Source organism: Xylanibacillus composti, assembly GCF_018403685.1.
Classification (GTDB): domain Bacteria; phylum Bacillota; class Bacilli; order Paenibacillales; family K13; genus Xylanibacillus; species Xylanibacillus composti.
Genome location: NZ_BOVK01000014.1, coordinates 54,279 through 70,848, shown reverse-complemented (window position 1 = coordinate 70,848; position 16,570 = coordinate 54,279). Strand labels below are relative to the sequence as shown.

Sequence of the window (16,570 nt, the reverse complement as noted above, 5' to 3'; positions counted from 1 at the left end):
CGCCCATGCTGGGCGTACCATGAACAAAGCTGCCCGCAGTTAGACTGCATGGCAGCTTATGGTGTCCTTTGGACTTACAGCGCTTGTACAATGCCATCGATCATGTTGAACGAGCGGCGCGAGGCCTCTACCGTAAATTCCGCAAAATTCACGTCAGCCGATCCGTCCGCCTTGTCCGACATCGAGCGAATAATCAGGAACGGAATGTCATTCATATCGCACACCTGCGCTACAGCGGCGCCCTCCATTTCGGTGCAGCTTCCTCCCATGTCCCGGTGCAGCTTCTCCACGACAGCCCGATCGGCAATGAACTGATCGCCAGAAAGCACCCTGCCTACCCGCATGCGTCCGGGAAAGCGCGCTTGGCCGACCTGTTCGGCAATTTCAATCAGGCGGGCATCTGCCGCAAATACGGAACGCGGCGCGTACGGGATCTCTCCTTTGGCGAAGCCAAGCGGCGAAGCGTCCATATCATGCTGCATACAATCGCGGGATATGACGATATCGCCAATATCCATGGAAGGGTCAAGCGCGCCCGCAACTCCCGTAAACAGGATCGCCTGCACATGAAATCGATCAATCAGCAATTGCGTGCAAACCGCCGCATTGACCTTGCCGACTCCGGACTGGCACACGATTACATCGCGGTCATGGAGCTTTCCCTGCAGAAATGTGATGCCGGCGTGCTCGATCACCCGATCGAGCTGCATGGCCTGCCGCAGCAGCTCAATTTCTTCCTTCATCGCACCAATAATGCCTACGTTGCCGTTCACGCGATCTCTCCTTTGCATGGTTGCTTCCCGTTTACCTCGTCGAGTGCCGTTTGACCAGCTCATGCGGCAGCACGACCCGCGTATCCTCGATTTTTTCATTCTTCATCAGCTTCGTCAACAGCCTCATCGAAACCGCTCCAATATCATACATCGGCTGGGCTATGGCCGTCAGCTGCGGACGAACCATCGAAGCAATGCGGGAGTTGTCGACGCTAATAACGGAAATATCCTCGGGCACGCGCAGCCCGCTGTCTTGAATGGCATGGATAGCGCCTACCGCCATCTCGTCATTCGCGGCGAATACCGCCGTTGGACGCTGCTCCAGCTCGAGGAAATACTTCATGCTTTCAATGCCGGAATCATAACGGTAATTGCCGATGCGGACATACTCCTCCCGGAACGGCATATTGTTTTTCTCCAGCGCCTCTTTGTACCCCATGTATCGGGAATACCCGTTGTTCGTATCCTGCAAGTTTCCGCTGATCATGGCAATATCCCGGTGTCCGTCCTGCACCAGCGCGTTCACCGCATCGAAGGCGGCTTGCTGATGGTCTATGTCCACATAAGGATATTGGTTCGTTTCATCGCGCGTTGCGCACAGCACGATTGGCACCGATGAAGTGCGGAAGGCTTGAACGTGCTCGTCCGTCACGGATCCGCCCATGAAGAGCAAACCGTCCACCTGTTTTTCAAGCAAGGTATTGATAACCTTGATTTCCTTCTCCTTGCGCTTGTCCGCATTGCACAAAATGATATTGTAATGGTACATATTCGCAATATCTTCTATGCCGCGCGCCACTTCCGAAAAGAGCATATTCGAAATATCCGGAATGACAACACCGACAGTAGTTGTCTTCTTGCTCGCCAATCCGCGCGCAACAGCATTGGGACGATAGCCTAGCCTTTCAATCGCTTCAAACACTTTCTTGCGTGTCTGCGGTTTGACGTTCGGATTGTTGTTGACAACTCTGGATACGGTAGCCATAGATACACCGGCCTCGCGGGCCACATCATATATTGTGACGGTCAAAATACATCTCCCCATCTTTACCATTTTTTCGAACAAAGCCGATACAGCTATGATACGACAAAATGTGCGCAGAAGCAATGAAAACGCATCTCGCGCACAAAAAACCGACGGTCAGCGCACCGTCGGAATGTTCGTCTGATTCATGTTGAGAAAGTTAACTCCGAAATTTGCACCAAACGTCTCTCGATATCTTTCGTCCATGTCTGATCGTCCAGCGAACTGGCCAAAATCAACAGGTCCAGCAGCTGGTTGATCCGGTCCTGAACCAAATCGTCAATCGCCCGATGGCTCAGCTCCTTGCGGGTAGCCATGCCGAGCATGTAGGCAAATTCATTGCTTTCGCCAAAATCGAGTTCCTGCAGTTCCGGCTGATTTCCCAGCTGCTTGATCAAATATTTCAGATCGTTCTTGATTTCGGGTACAACCTCGCTTGAGGTGCAATCCTCGCAGCACAGCACAGGCACATTCGTAATCGAAACTTTATTCGTATAAATAACCGTCCGCAGACGGACATTCATCTCTTTTCCGCACGTGCATGTTTTGAACATCCTAACACTCCTGTTCCTCGGCAGGTTTACATTCCATATGAGTGAAATTCGACTTCACCGGTCGGAATCCTGCCTTCGGACTGCTAGAATTTCATGGAATCGGCCATTTTGCCAAACGTCCTTCCAATCGGCCGAACAGCCAGCACAAGCAAAGCGGCAGTGGCCCCAATCATATCATTGCGCACATCTTTCCAATCCGGGTGCCGACCTTCTACGAAATGCTGATGAATCTCGTCGCTGATGCCGTAGCCCAGACATATGGCGGCAATGGCTATTCTCACCCGCCAGGTGGAATGAGAAGAGCCAAAGCCCCAAGCCAACGTCACCGCGAGCACGAAATAAGCGATAAAGTGGCCCCAATCAAACCCGCTCATCCCCGGCACCACACGCTGGAACCAAGGGAGCCAGGATTCCAAGTCATCTGCGGTGCGATGAGACAGCGCGAAGATAATCCCCATGCAGCATGCAGCCGGTCCCCAGCGCACCAACCATCCGAATGCGTGTTTCATCTTCAACGCTTGCTTAACGCGGACGGGCCAGCAGCTCGATAAAGGCCCGCATAAAGGCCGGCAGATCCGGGGGCCTTCTGCCGGAGACGATATGTCTGTCCACTACCGCTTCCTCATCTACCCAATTCGCCCCGGCATGAATGAGATCATCCTTGATTCCGGGTGTCGATGTCATCGTATACCCTTCGCATATTTTGGCTGAAGCAAGCACCCAGCCAGCGTGGCATATGTGGCCAATCGGCTTGCTTGCTTCGTGGAAGGCCCTAGTCAGGGCAAGCACAGGCTCATACCGCCGAAGCTTGTCCGGCGCCCAGCCTCCAGGCACATACAGACCGTCGTAATCTGCTGCTTGCACATCGCGAAATGAAACATTCGCTTCAATCGGCACGCCATATTTGCCGGTATACGTCTTCCCTGCATCCAGGCCCGCCACATCGACAACAGCCCCCGCCTCCCGAAGCCGCAGGACGGGATACCACATTTCCAAATCTTCAAATTCCTCGTCTACAAACGCGAGCACTTTACAATTTTTTAGCTCCATCGTTTTGTTCCCTCCTTGTCTGGATGAGCGTCTTCTCATATTGAATCAAGTGTTCCTTAACCTCTTCATTCGTGCGGCAGGAAAGGATCGTATTCAGCCATTCCCGGCAAGCCTTCTCCTCGCTGCGGATGACCCGGTCCTTGACCTTCAGCACAGATCCGGCCGACATGCTGAGCTCATACACGCCCAGACCGAGCCATATTGGCACCGCGCGCGCGTCGCCGGCCATTTCCCCGCATACCGCTATGCCAATTCCCTTCCGGTGGGCAGCTTCGGCTATTTGTTTGAGCAGGCGGAGCACCGCCGGGTGGAACGGCTCATACAGATGCGCGATCTGTTCATTCATCCGGTCTACAGCTAACGTATATTGGATGAGATCGTTCGTGCCAATGCTGAAAAAATCCACCTCTTCCGCCAACCAGTCCGCGATCAATGCTGCGGATGGAACTTCGATGGTAATCCCTACGCGAAGATGCTTGTCGAAAGGAAGGCATTCCGCCGCAAGCTCGGACTTTGCTTCTTCCAGCATGGCATTGGCTTGGCGAAGCTCAGTGATCGAGGTAATCATCGGATACATGAGGCTGACCGGGCCATAGTGGCTTGCCCGGAGAATGGCGCGGAGCTGATTTTTGAACAATTCCGGCCGATCCAGACATATGCGTATGGCGCGATAGCCGAGTACAGGATTCTCTTCCTCTTCCAGCGCGAAATCGAAATCGGGCCTTTTGTCTCCGCCGATGTCCATCGTCCGGAATACGACGCGCTTGCCGTTCGCCTGCTGAACGACCTCCCGGTACACTTCAAATTGTTCCGCTTCGTCAGGCTGATGGTCGCGATCCATGAACAGAAACTCGGTGCGGAACAGCCCAATGCCGTCTACCCCTTGGCTGAACGCGTCCGGCACTTCCTTGGCCGAGCTTATATTGACATCCAGGCGCACCGCCCGACCGTCCTTCGTAACGGCCGGCACCTCGATCAAGTCCTGCAGCCTTTCCTGGTATTGCTGCCAATCCGCCTTCAATTCCTGGAAATGATGGACAACTTCATGCGCTGGATTCACATGCACTTCACCCGTTTCTCCATTGAGCGCTATCATGTCGCCCGTGTGGATCGGCTGGTCCAGCTTGCCCTCCAACCCGAGCACTAACGGGATGCCTAGCGCTCTGGCCATGATCGCGGAATGAGAGGTTGGTCCGCCCACCAAAGTCAGGATGCCCAGCACATGTTCGGGATTCAGATTGGCCAGCTGTGAGGGAGACAGCTCGCGAGCGACGAGCACGAAGGGATTGGCGTCTCTTGGCAGCGTCACTTCCGGCGTTCCGATCAAATGCTTGATCAAGCGGTTGCCCACATCCTTAATGTCTGCAGCCCGCTCTTTCATATAGGGATCATCCAGAAGATCGAACATGCTGGCGAAATGATCAATCGTTTCCTTGACAGCTACCTCCGCCGCTTTGTATTGTCTGCGGATGATGCCCTGGATTTCATTCATAAAGACCGGATCGTCCAAGATGGCCAGATGGGCATCGAAGATGTTCGATTCCGCCTCCCCGATCACTTCGTAGATTTCCTGTTTGATGGATTGAATCTCCGACTTGGACGTATGGATGCCCTCGTACAGCCGCTCAAACTCAGCGGCAAGATCCGCCACGTCTATCGTGTTGTCCGGTACATCCCATTCCCAATTCGGCAAGACGAACGCCTTGCCGACCGCAATGCCGGGAGAGGCTCCTATCCCCTTAACCATGTTGTTTCCCCCCATTTGCTTGTTCCCCTTTGAGCACGACCGTCATCACGGACGCCTGACCTTTCTTTACAGCTTTGAAAGGGGCGAAATTCCACGACTTTACACGCTCCGGATTCGTGATGACCATTGGCGTTGCCAACGACTTGGCCTGCTTCCGCACCAGTGCCAGCTGGAAGCGGATCAGCAATTGTCCGGGCTTGACTTCATCTCCAATCTGCACATAGGAAGTGAAGCCCTTCCCCTCCAGCTGCGTAGTATCGATGCCGATATGCAGCAGCACTTCGAGCCCTTCCTTCGTGCGGATGCCGATGGCATGCAGGGTCGGATAGAGATGGATGACTTTGCCTGCAACAGGCGAAACCAGTTCTCCCCGCTCAGGGAAAAACGCAACCCCCATGCCGACAAGTCCTTTCGCAAAAATCGTATCCGGCACTTCCTCCAGCTTCATCATACGCCCTTGCACCGGCGCGAAGAAGCTGACCTGGTTGAAATCCTGCCGCATAATCCGGCCCATCTGCTCCTTAAGCAATTCCGAATAAGTACCGAATACCACCTGCACATTCCCGCCGCCAAGCCGAATAACGCCAGCTGCGCCTAGCGTCTTCAAAGCGGAAATATCCATCAGGCGGTCATCGTGCAGCGTGAGCCTGAGCCGCGTTATGCACGCTTCCATCCGGGCAATGTTGGCTTTGCCGCCGAGCGCCTCCATGACGAGCGGGGCACGGTATGGGATATCGCCCGACCAATCGTCAAGCTCAGTCTCGTCTTCCCTGCCGGGCGTACGGATTTGAAACCGGCGGATGATCCATCTAAATGCATGATAATAGAAAAGGCCATACGCGATTCCAATCGGAATCAACCAAATTTCTCTGCGGGCGAGATGCGCATTCAGGATAAAGTCAAAGGCGCCCGCCGAGTAGGCAAAGCCGTGATGAATGTCCAAGGCGTATACGAGCCACATAATAAAGCCGGATAAAATGGCATGGATGACGAATACATAAGGAGCGGCGAACAGAAAGGCGAACTCCACCGGCTCGCTCACGCCAGTCAAGAACGAGCCCAGCGCCGCCGTCAGAAACATGGCCTTTATCTTGGGCTTCAGGTCCTCGCGCGCCTCCTTGATAATCGCGAAAGCGATGGCCGGCAGCGCGAACATCATGACCGGGTACAAGCCCGCCATGTATATGCCCGCATCCGGGTCACCCGCGAAAAATCTCGGCAAGTCGCCGAACATCGTCTGCCCGTCAGCACGCTCGTAAGAGCCCACCTGGAACCACATCACGTTGTTCAAGATATGATGCAGGCCTGTCGGGACGAGCAGGCGGTGAAGCACCCCGTACAAAAAGACGCCAAACCCTTCCAGATTCAAAATTAAGTCCGACAGCCCATCCAGCATTTGTTCGATCCGGGGGTTCAGTTTCGCGAAAAAGTATGAGAACATCATGGTCGCTATCGACATAAACAACGGCACAAAGCGCGGTCCGCCAAAAAACTGAATCGGTTCCGGCAGCTTGATATGCTTGAGCCGGTTGTAGGCAACCGCCGTCAGCAAGCCGATCATAATTGCGCCGCTGACACCTATTTGAAGCGGATGCTCCGCATAGTAGACGGTGATGCGTGTAAATAGAAAGTAGCTGAGCAAGGAGGTGAGCGCGGCAGAGGACGCATTGTCCGTCAGGCCCATCGCAACCCCTACAGCAAACAAATAAGGCAAATACGCAAATACTGTATCGCCGGCATAAATTAATACCTGTCCAAAATGATCCAACCCGAACATTGTCCAAGGAATTGCATTGCCTGCAAATAACAATATTGCCGCGGCTGGCAACGCTGTCATAGGCAGCATCAGCGAGCGGCCCAATTGTTGAAAAGGCCCCATCCAGTTCACCGGAACATCCTCCTATTCTCTACATTGATGGTAAAGGTTGCACCGGTTTTTGTCAAAGGAAATACAAAGGACCCGCCAGAAAGCGGGCCCGTGCGATCTTAGCCGACTTAGCGGCCGAAAAACTGTGCTTGGTTTTGCGTAGGCTGAACGGAATCGGCACGCAAGTATTGGTCATGGCCAGACTGGTTGCCGCGGTAGCTTGCTGTATGGTAAGCTTGCGCGCTTTGCGGCTGCTGCTGGAACGCTGTGCTCTGGCTGAAGCTTTGGCCATAGGCCTGACCAGCCTGCGGCTGAGCAAATGCGCTCTGCGATGCCTGCTGACCGCCGAAAGCAGCAGACGCGTTCGGCTGCGTGGAATCCGCTCTCAGGTATTGATCATGGTCCTGCTGGTTCCCGCGATAGTTGGCCAGATGGTACGCTTGCGCGCTTTGCGGTTGCTGCTGGAACGCTGTGCTTTGGCTAAAGTTTTGGCTGAAGCTTTGGCCGAAAGCTTGATTAGCCTGCGGCTGAGCAAATGTGCTCTGGATCGCTTGCTGGCCGCCGAAAGCACTGGATGCATTCGGCTGCGTAGAATCCGCTCTCAGATATTGATCGTGTCCAGACTGGTTACCACGGTACGATGCTGTGTGATAGCTGGCCGCTTGCGGATTTTGCGCATAGCTTTGAGAGAAGGAGGCGTTCGGATTGTAAGAAGATTGTACATATCCGGTCGGCTGGAATGTTCGCTGCATGCCGCGGTATTGCGCGCCTGCCTGCTGCCCAAATTGCTGCTGTTGGCCGCCAAAGCCAAAGTTGGATTGTGGTTGGTACACTGTGGACTCCTCCTAAGAAATGTGTGCTTCGAGTTGCCGAAGCCGTTATTTAGTTTTCCGTAGAAGTCCGTATATTATCACGACAAATTACTTTCCCGTCTGTTTCCTATCAGGCAGCAGGATGGCATCCTCCACCTTGATGCAGCGATCCATAATGACAGTCAGTCCGCCTTCCTCCGCGATGCGGCCTGCTTCCTCATTGAGAATGCCCAACTGCAGCCAGAAAGCCTTCGCGCCGATTCTGACAGCCTCCTCCGCAATCGGCACGACTGTTTCGCTGCGGCGGAACACATTGACAATATCGATCTTCTCCGGCACATCCATCAGAGTCGGATAGCAGATTTCGCCCAAGATGTTGTCGGCATTCGGATTGACAGGGATAATGCGATAGCCTTTGGCTTGCATCGCTTCCGCAATTTGATAGGAGGTTCGTTCCGGATTGTCGGAGCAGCCGACTACGGCGATCGTATGGCTTTGCTCAAGCAGCTTGCGTATGTCTTCCCTGGCAGGGTGTTCGTACGGCATGGCGGATAGCCTCCTCGATTATTTGAACTCGTCTGTCGTATAGGATAGCGCTTGTTTGCCGAGCGCTTTCCAGCTGCGTATAAATCCATCCTTCTTGACTTTTAGGCTTTTCTGTTTTTTTAATGGATCATTCACATACACATGCTCTTCATCGTACCCGACCAGCAATACAGCGTGCTCCTGAACAGTCGTCCTTACTGGACCGATCGGCGATTCCCAGCTCATCCAAGAAGTAGGCTCGTCATAATGAACAGTCGTCCAAACCACGACCGGCGTTCCAGCCGCTACATAAGCCAATAGATCCTCGAAGGGCTTGCCCGTCAGATCCACAGTAGAAGGAACGTATTGCTTCGCCAGGACATACAGGGAGCTATGGTACATGCCAAAACCGGAGCCGTTCAATGTGATGTCCCCAACAAACCCGGTGTGCGGATTTCCCCAGAAAGCAATGGACCCGTCTTCGCCCCAGCGGATCGGCGTATCATCTCTTGGCATATGCTCCAGCAATTCCATCTTGTCCACGTCCAGGCCCTTATATTGAAGCAGCATCGTCAAGCTCGTTATTTCACAGCCGCGCGGCAGCTCGGGATATTGGAGAACATGAGGGGCATCCAGCATGGCTTTTGCCGGAAGCGGCTGTTCATCCGGCTCTTGGTTGGCGGTATCCTCCTCGATTTCCTCCGGGTCGGCCCCGCCGGCTGCCTGTACGGGTTGTTCATGCGCATGGACAGGCGTTTCCCCATACCCGATCTGCCCTGTTATTTTCCCATAAACGAGAACAGTAAATACGGCACTCGTAAACATCAATCCTGCAATGAGCATAGTAGTCGATATCCATTTGATGACCGAAATTGTCCGCATTCCCACCATCCCATTCCCATGCTGTTCTGGCTAATGCTCTCCTGCCTATTCCAACTCGATTCGGGCGCCGATTGAGGACAAATGCTCGAAATACTGCGGGTAAGACTTCGCAACATGATGCGCGTCGCGAATGACCAACCCTTTCCGAGAACGCAAGCCTACGACTGACAGCGCCATAATGACCCGATGATCATAGTGCGCGTCGATCTCCACGCCGCCTTCTACCCCTTCAGGCTTGCCGTGAACAATAATCTCATCCTGACGCTCTTCCACATCCGCGCCGGCTTTCTTAAGCTCGCGCAAATAGTCGGTTATTCTGTCACATTCCTTGTATCTTAAATTCTCGACATTATAGAAACGCGATGTCCCTTCTGCGAAAACGGCTGCGGCCACCATGGCCAACACGGCATCCGTAAAGGCATCCCCGTCAAATTCGACAGCCTTGAGCCTGGTGTTTCCTTGCACATGGACGATTTGCTGCTCATGCGTCAGCGGCACGCCCATCGCGCGAAGCACATCGACTGCGGCACGCTCTCCCTGCTTGCTTGTCTCCGATAGACGGTGCAGCTTGACATCGGAGCGAGTCACGGCTGCGGCCGCCAATATGGCAGCAGAGCCCGGATAGTCTCCCTGAACCGCGTATTGCTGGGCGCGATAGCTTTGCCGGCCGGCAACCCGGAAGCGGCTCAGGTCAGCGGCAGCTTCCACCTGAATGCCTGCCTGCTCCAGCACCTCCAGCGTTTGTCCCACGACAACCTTGGACTTCAGATCGCCGGTCACTTCAATCTCCGAATCTTCTTCCAATAGCGGAGTCATGAACAACAGGGAGCTTAAATATTGAGAGCTCACTTCTCCAGAGACACGGATGTGCCCGCCTTTCGGCGCTCCGCCGAATATCCGGATCGGAAGCTTGCCGTTGTTGTGCTCGATTTTCACGTTCATTTGCTGGAGCGCGTCGATCAAGTCATCATGCGGTCTTTTGCCCAGCGAATCCGGATAAGTGTTCACAAAGGTCACGTCCGGGCAAAAGGCTGCAACTGACATGAGAAAGCGCAGCACCGCCCCGGCGTTGCTCACGTTCAATTGCTGGACCGGCGCCGGATTGCGGCCAAAGCCGCGGATTTGCAGGCGATGGCCTTCCTCGTGCAATTCTGCGCCCAAATCCCGAAGACAACGGCGCATCGCATCGCTGTCCTCGCTATGTGCGGGGTAAAGCAAGGTGCTTTCACCTTGCGCGAGAGCAGCCGCAAGCATATAACGAGTCGTATAGTTTTTGGAGGAAAGTGCTTGAATTTCCCCCTTTAATTCATTTGTCGGATGAACGATCGCTTTCATGAAGTGTTTCCCCTTCCAAAATTTCAAAATTTCAATGTTTCTTCATCTGGCACCTAGCCAAAGCCCGACAGCTGCTGCTGCAATGCCCAGCAAATACGTCGCCAGCATGTAGGCGAGTGCTAGTTTGCGCTGCTTGTCTTGATAGAGACGGATCAGCTCAAGATAAAGGGTGGAATACGTGGTAAGCGCACCCAAATACCCGCCGCCCAGCAACAGCATAAGCGGTTCCGGCAGATCGCTGGCCAGGAAGTATCCGAGCAGAAAGGCTCCCAGCACATTCACGAATAATGTACCAACTGGAAAGCTGAAGGAAAACCGTGCGGCGATCTGGCCAATCCAGTATCGGCATACTGCGCCGGCAAAGCCTCCAGCCATAACCAGCAAAACAGCGGGCACGCTCATGGCCTCACCTCTTTTCGCAGGCGAAAGCGAGCATTGTCCTTGCCCGCCGTCCAGCATCCAGCTGCCGCCAGCAACCACCCCAGACAGATGGACAAGAACAGATAAGCGCCGGCCTGCCATAGCCGATCTTGGTCCAAGAGCATAACCGTTTCTGCACTGAGGGCGGAGAAGGTAGTGAAGGAACCGAGAAATCCGGTGGACAAAGCGGCACGCGTCTGCGCGCTCCATCTGCCTGTGATCCGTTCAGAGTAAAACAGGAACGCCAGCAAAAAACAGCCGGTGAGATTGACCGCGAGAGTCGACCATGGAAAGTCCGCTCCGCCTTGCTCTCCCAGCATGGATACGAAATAGCGGCAAAGCGCGCCGGCTGCACCCGCAAATCCGACAACCATCGAGATCCGGGCAGCCGTGCGCGTCATTCCGGCTTGCCCGCTTCAAGCGATTCCAAGATGCGCTGAATCGCTTGCTCCATGCTCCGCTGCGCGGTATTGATCGATATGTCAGCAAAGTCGTAGGCGCCTTCCCGCTCCTTCAGGAGCTTCCCAACTCGGGCTTCTGCGTCTCCCTGCAGGAGCGGCCGTCCGGAGTCATGCCGCACGCGCTGCAATATGGTATCCTTGTCCGCCGTCAGCGCAATGACCAGCCCCCCGTTTTTCATCAAGGCACGATTCGATTCCCGCAGCACGCTGCCGCCGCCTGTGGACACAACCTGCATGCGGCCGCTCAGCACTTCCCGAATCACTTCGGTTTCCAGATCGCGGAAAGCGGCTTCTCCATGCATGGCGAAATAATCCGCTATGCTCATGCCAGCTTTCTGGACAATTTTCTCATCGCAATCTATGAATGGCCACTGCAAACGCTCAGCCAACAATCGGCCCAGCGTCGTCTTTCCCGTCCCCATAAATCCGACGAAAATAATATTTTTCACTGTTCCTGACACGATTCCACCTCGAAATTTCATCGGTTATGTCAAACGAATTTCTTTCGCTTCGACACGATTTTTATGTATAAAAAACCAATTCTTGGAGTAACTATGATACTAGTCGAATCGGGTGAATATCACCCGCTAACGAAGGAGATGAACGCTTCCATGAGTGCGATATCGCCCTCAGATGTTGTCGGCTCCAAGCTGGAGCAGATGCTTCAGCCCAATCATGTGCTCTGCAAAAACGATATGGTCTGGTTCATGGAATTTGTCAAATCCAGAGTATACGCGAACGATCCGCGGCTTCTGGAGCTGCCTCCGGAAAGACTTCTGCAAAATTTTCGCCACTACGCGGAAATTGCCTTGACTTTGATTTACAATCACCCCGGCGAGACAGAAACCGAACGGCTTCGCACCTGCCTGACGGAAGCCGTGTACGGGCTCCTCCCTACCGATACCCGCAGCTCTCAGAGCATCACGTTATAATGGCAAACAAGTAGGGGGAAAATCCCCCTACTTGTTTGCGCCCGATGCTTAGAACCACTGATGATGGAACACGCCTTCCTTGTCTACGCGATTGAACGTATGGGCACCGAAATAATCACGCTGCGCCTGCAGCAGGTTTGCCGGAAGCCGCTCTGTACGATAGCTGTCATAATAAGCGATCGCGCTGGCAAACGCCGGAACCGGTATGCCCTGCTCTACTGCAATCGCCACGACTTTTCTCCACGCGTCCTGATACTTGTCGACCACACCCTTGAAATAGGGGTCCAGCAGAAGATTCGCCAGATTCGCATCGCGGTCATAGGCGTCTTTGATGTTCTGCAGGAATTGCGCGCGGATGATGCAGCCGCCGCGGAAGATCATCGCAATGTTGCCATAGTCCAGGTTCCAATTGTACTCCTCGGAAGCCGCCCGCATTTGAGCAAACCCTTGCGCATAGGAGCAAATTTTGCTCGCATACAGCGCCTGTCTGACCATTTCAATGAACGCTTTCTTGTCCACGCCAAGCTCTTTCGCCGCAGGTCCGTTCAAAATCTTGCTGGCGGCAGTTCGCTCTTCTTTCATCGCAGAAATAAATCGGGAGAATACGGACTCGGTAATGATCGAAAGCGGCACGCCCAGGTCGAGGGAGCTTTGGCTTGTCCATTTCCCCGTACCCTTTTGCCCGGCTGTGTCGAGGATGACCTCTACCATCGGTTTGCCGGTCTCCGGGTCCTTCTTGGAGAAGATGTCCGCCGTAATCTCAATCAGATAGCTGTCCAGCTCGCCCTTGTTCCACTCTGTGAACACCTCGTGAAGCTCATCGGCAGACAGGCCGCATACGGACGACAGCAGATGGTAAGCTTCGCAAATGAGCTGCATGTCCCCGTACTCAATACCGTTGTGCACCATCTTCACATAATGGCCTGCGCCGTCTGGTCCGATATATGTACAGCAAGGATCGCCATTCACCTTGGCGGAGATCGCAGTGAGCATCGGCTCCACCAATTCGTAAGCGCTCTTCTGTCCGCCTGGCATGATGGATGGGCCTTTCAACGCGCCTTCTTCACCGCCGGATACACCTGTACCGATAAAGCGGAAGCCCTTCGCTTCGAGCTCCTTGTTGCGACGCTGCGTATCCGGGAAGAATGCGTTGCCGCCGTCAATCAGGATGTCCCCTTCATCCAAATGCGGAATGAGCTGTTCGATCGTCTGGTCTGTCGGCGCGCCTGCCTTGACCATAATCAGAATTTTGCGGGGTACTTCCAACGATTGTACGAACTCTTCGACCGAATAAGTGCCGACAAGATTTTTCCCCGCCGCTTCGGCAACGAGCTCCTTCGTCTTTTCCGGCGAACGGTTGAACACTGATACGGAGAAGCCCTTGCTCTCCAGGTTCAGTGCAAGATTTTTACCCATTACTGCCAAGCCTACTACGCCAATTTGTTGTTTCGACATTACCCTTCCTTCTTTCTCTTCAGTCTTGGTTTAGCCATTCTTGCATCCAAACACTATCGTTTATTTTACATATTTCGCGTTACTTTCTCAAATGCGTTTTTGCTGTTGGAATCTGGCGATGCTCTGGAACGCATGGTCCGACGACTCGGCCAGCTGCCGATGGATCGGAATCAGCTGCCTGTATACCTCGTGATTGTGCGGATTCGGTTCGTATACAGTCTCGCCGCCGTTCCAGCCTGCAAGCTCATCGTACGACTTCACCGCACCGGTTGCCAGCATCGCCAGCTTGACGGCGCCGATCGCCGAGCCCTCGACGGAATCCGGAATGCGTACAGGGATGCCGAGGACATCCGCCATCATCTGGCACCAAAATGGCGAATTGGCAAAGCCGCCGGACGCACGTACCGTATGGATGTCGCCAGTCATCGACTTCAGCGGATCCACGATCGATTCGATTGCGAACAGCACGCCTTCCATCGCTGCGCGCACCATATGGCGAATATCATGCTGGAGGGAAAGCCCGAAGTATACGCCGCGCTGGTCAGCGTTCCAATATGGCGCTCTCTCGCCAGTCAAGTACGGCAAGAAGAGCAGCCCCTCGCTGCCTGCCGGCACTTCCTGAGCCAGCGCTGTGAAGTGCTCATAAGGGTCTATCCCGTTCTGCTTGGCATAGGCAGTTTCCCGCGGAGCTACAGCGTCGCGAATCCAGCGCAGCACGATGCCGCCGTTGTTCACGGGGCCCCCTACGATCCAGCACTGCTCAGACAAATAGTAGCAAAATAGCCGTCCTTCCTTGTCTGTCAATGGACGCTCGACTGCTGCCCGCACCGCGCCGCTCGTCCCGATGGAAATAGCCGCTTCTCCCGGACGAAGCGCATCGGCCGCCAAGTTGGCAAGCACGCCGTCGGATGCGCCGATAACAAACGGCGTGTCAGGCAGAAGTCCAAGCCTATCTGCTGTCTCTGCAGACATTCCCCGTATGATCGTTTCCGGGGAAACCGGCTTGCTGAGCTGATCTTCCTGAATGCCCGCCAGCTCCAGCGCCTGCGAATCCCAGCTCAAGCTCTCCATGTGGAACAAGCCCGTTGCATTCGCAAGGGAATAATCGACGACATATGTACCGAACCAGGAATGAAACAAATACTCCTTGATGCCAATCCACTTGTCGGTCTTCTTCCACAAGTCCGGCTCAACCTTACGCAGCCAGATCAGCTTCGCTAACGGTGACATCGGATGAATCGGCACGCCTGTCCGACGATAAAGCTCCAACCCTTGCTTGTCCCGCTTCAGCTGTGCTGCTGCTTCTGCAGCCCGGCTGTCAGCCCACGTGTACAATCTGCTTAATGGACGCCCTTGCTCGTCTACAGCCATCAGGCTGTGCATCGCTGCGCTGAAGCTGACTGCCCGTACTTGTTCCGCCTTGACGCGGCGGCCCTTCAGCAGGTCGCGTATGCCCTGTTCCGCTGCCTGCAGCAGCTCCTTCGGATCGAGCTCCGCCGCTCCCGGCTCGGGCGTATGCAGCGGATACTCCAGGGAAACAGACGCGACTGCGGTTCCGTCTGCCTTCACCAACAGCGTCTTCACGGCTGTGGTGCCCATATCGACAGAAACCCAATAATCCGGGTGAGGTACGGCACTTCCCGTTTGTTGCCCCAACCTTCATCGGCTCCTTCCTGTTCAACGAACTATGAATACCAAGCCATTATACCATGTAGACGCCCGGTTGGACACGTTCTGCAGTGAAAAAACGACGCTTGCCGCGATTTCTCTGGCTCTGCTCCGAATGGATAGTCTCAGCTCTTTCAAGCAGCCTTCTCCCACATCTTGCTGCTGCATCCCAACGTGAGTATGCAATCGCATATAAAAAAAGCCATCCTCCGCATGGTATGCAGACGAACGGCTTTGTCATTCAGGCACAGGTGTCCTCTTCTTATACGCTGGCATTGCCCGGCTGGCGACTATCATACAGGTCATGGTCGGCTCATCACATCTCGGTCAGCAGCATTTCCCTGCGAAGCTCGGCCAGTCTCGCCTTGCACGCGGCAATCTCGTCCTCGCTTCCCTGGTGAAGCAGCTCATGCAAACGGCTCAGCTCGTAGTCCATCTCCAGACGAAGCACGGGAATTCTCTCCTCGACACGAGAGGATTTGAGCGCTTTCATAATGGAGTCTGCCGTTACGGCCGGCTGCTTCTGAAAGACAACTTTATGGTCTACGCCATTGATCTCCACTGTTCGGATGACTTCGCCAAACATGATGTTCTCGATGAGAATTTGCCGTTCCTTGAAGCGCTTGACGACGGCGTGTCCACGTGTGTCATTGATCATCTTCTCGAGCAGCTCTCCGAGCTTTTGATCCTTGATTGCATAGGTGCCTACCAGTTTATAGCGTTCATGGGTCCGTTCAAAACGCAATTTAATCAGCTTGCGTCCGGAGCGAACCGCCACGATGAAATGCTGTTCGTTCTCGTTCCAATACAGTGAGTAGCCTTCTTCAATGAGGTCGCTGATGAAGTCACGGATTCGCCGGCGGTCGAAACGCAAATCCAAATTGCAATATTCCGCTTCGTAGCTATGGTTCACGGCAATCCCCTCCCGGTTGAGATGAAAAGGCCCGTTCCGAAATGTCAGACAATTTGTCTTACTCTTATCTTATACTTCAGTGTATGATTTCGCAACTTGGTTTATGGTTATTTCCATAAAAAAAGAGCAAATCCCCCTTTCCGGGACCACAT

General features: G+C 54.2%; 18 protein-coding genes. 1 reads left to right on the top strand and 17 read right to left on the bottom strand.

The features are described 5' to 3' along the window. Positions 1-74: 74 nt before the first annotated feature. The 14 genes from XYCOK13_RS05670 to XYCOK13_RS05605 form a co-directional block, all read right to left on the bottom strand. Positions 75-791, bottom strand: a complete 717-nt coding sequence (locus XYCOK13_RS05670; protein ID WP_213410921.1) for a 5'-methylthioadenosine/adenosylhomocysteine nucleosidase — start codon at positions 789-791, stop codon at positions 75-77. Between the two features lie 13 nt (positions 792-804). Beyond that, positions 805-1,803 (bottom strand): catabolite control protein A, encoded by a 999-nt coding sequence (gene ccpA, locus XYCOK13_RS05665; protein ID WP_213410920.1) that lies wholly within the window; start codon positions 1,801-1,803, stop codon positions 805-807. 140 nt (positions 1,804-1,943) lie between these two features. Beyond that, complete coding sequence (locus tag XYCOK13_RS05660) at positions 1,944-2,351, bottom strand: hypothetical protein (RefSeq protein ID WP_213410919.1); 408 nt, start codon at positions 2,349-2,351, stop codon at positions 1,944-1,946. 83 nt (positions 2,352-2,434) lie between these two features. Continuing rightward, positions 2,435-2,860, bottom strand: coding sequence for a VanZ family protein (locus XYCOK13_RS05655; RefSeq protein WP_213410918.1), 426 nt, complete (start codon positions 2,858-2,860; stop codon positions 2,435-2,437). A gap of 13 nt (positions 2,861-2,873) precedes the next feature. Then, complete coding sequence (locus XYCOK13_RS05650; protein WP_213410917.1) at positions 2,874-3,401, bottom strand: type 1 glutamine amidotransferase domain-containing protein; 528 nt, start codon at positions 3,399-3,401, stop codon at positions 2,874-2,876. Further along, complete coding sequence (ptsP, locus tag XYCOK13_RS05645) at positions 3,382-5,148, bottom strand: phosphoenolpyruvate--protein phosphotransferase (protein WP_213410916.1); 1,767 nt, start codon at positions 5,146-5,148, stop codon at positions 3,382-3,384. Before ptsP ends, XYCOK13_RS05650 begins: the two co-directional genes overlap by 20 nt. Continuing rightward, positions 5,141-7,036 (bottom strand): glucose PTS transporter subunit IIA, encoded by a 1,896-nt coding sequence (locus XYCOK13_RS05640; protein ID WP_213410915.1) that lies wholly within the window; start codon positions 7,034-7,036, stop codon positions 5,141-5,143. The genes ptsP and XYCOK13_RS05640 overlap by 8 nt, the downstream gene beginning before the upstream one ends. Before the next feature lie 107 nt (positions 7,037-7,143). Further along, a complete protein-coding gene (locus tag XYCOK13_RS05635; protein WP_213410914.1) occupies positions 7,144-7,848 on the bottom strand; it encodes a hypothetical protein in 705 nt (234 codons plus the stop codon). A gap of 87 nt (positions 7,849-7,935) precedes the next feature. Further along, positions 7,936-8,373 carry a CoA-binding protein gene (locus tag XYCOK13_RS05630; RefSeq protein WP_213410913.1) on the bottom strand — a complete coding sequence of 146 codons (438 nt, stop codon included), beginning with the start codon at positions 8,371-8,373 and terminating at the stop codon, positions 7,936-7,938. An 18-nt stretch (positions 8,374-8,391) separates the two neighbouring features. Beyond that, positions 8,392-9,234 (bottom strand): C39 family peptidase, encoded by an 843-nt coding sequence (locus XYCOK13_RS05625; protein ID WP_213410912.1) that lies wholly within the window; start codon positions 9,232-9,234, stop codon positions 8,392-8,394. Positions 9,235-9,279: 45 nt separating this feature from the next. Continuing rightward, positions 9,280-10,569, bottom strand: coding sequence for a 3-phosphoshikimate 1-carboxyvinyltransferase (aroA, locus tag XYCOK13_RS05620; RefSeq protein WP_213410911.1), 1,290 nt, complete (start codon positions 10,567-10,569; stop codon positions 9,280-9,282). A 42-nt stretch (positions 10,570-10,611) separates the two neighbouring features. Next, positions 10,612-10,971 (bottom strand): fluoride efflux transporter CrcB, encoded by a 360-nt coding sequence (gene crcB, locus XYCOK13_RS05615; protein WP_213410910.1) that lies wholly within the window; start codon positions 10,969-10,971, stop codon positions 10,612-10,614. Next, entirely contained in the window at positions 10,968-11,390 is a 423-nt protein-coding gene (gene crcB / locus XYCOK13_RS05610) for a fluoride efflux transporter CrcB (RefSeq protein ID WP_213410909.1), read from the bottom strand. The genes crcB (XYCOK13_RS05615) and crcB (XYCOK13_RS05610) overlap by 4 nt, the downstream gene beginning before the upstream one ends. After that, entirely contained in the window at positions 11,387-11,911 is a 525-nt protein-coding gene (locus XYCOK13_RS05605; RefSeq protein WP_244865015.1) for a shikimate kinase, read from the bottom strand. The genes crcB (XYCOK13_RS05610) and XYCOK13_RS05605 overlap by 4 nt, the downstream gene beginning before the upstream one ends. Positions 11,912-12,061: 150 nt before the next feature. On the opposite strand from XYCOK13_RS05605, the gene XYCOK13_RS05600 reads away from it, so the two are divergent. Continuing rightward, the gene (locus XYCOK13_RS05600) at positions 12,062-12,382 is read left to right on the top strand and encodes a hypothetical protein (RefSeq protein ID WP_213410907.1); all 321 of its coding nucleotides are present in this window, start codon (positions 12,062-12,064) and stop codon (positions 12,380-12,382) included. A 48-nt stretch (positions 12,383-12,430) separates the two neighbouring features. On the opposite strand, the gene gnd is transcribed toward XYCOK13_RS05600, so the two are convergent. The 3 genes from gnd to XYCOK13_RS05585 all read right to left on the bottom strand — a co-directional run bounded on the left by gnd (position 12,431) and on the right by XYCOK13_RS05585 (position 16,418). Further along, entirely contained in the window at positions 12,431-13,837 is a 1,407-nt protein-coding gene (gnd, locus tag XYCOK13_RS05595) for an NADP-dependent phosphogluconate dehydrogenase (protein ID WP_213410906.1), read from the bottom strand. A gap of 87 nt (positions 13,838-13,924) precedes the next feature. Next, positions 13,925-15,493, bottom strand: a complete 1,569-nt coding sequence (locus XYCOK13_RS05590) for a gluconokinase (protein ID WP_244865014.1) — start codon at positions 15,491-15,493, stop codon at positions 13,925-13,927. Between the two features lie 328 nt (positions 15,494-15,821). Then, entirely contained in the window at positions 15,822-16,418 is a 597-nt protein-coding gene (locus tag XYCOK13_RS05585) for a YkzI domain-containing protein (protein ID WP_213410905.1), read from the bottom strand. Between the last annotated feature and the right edge of the window lie 152 nt (positions 16,419-16,570).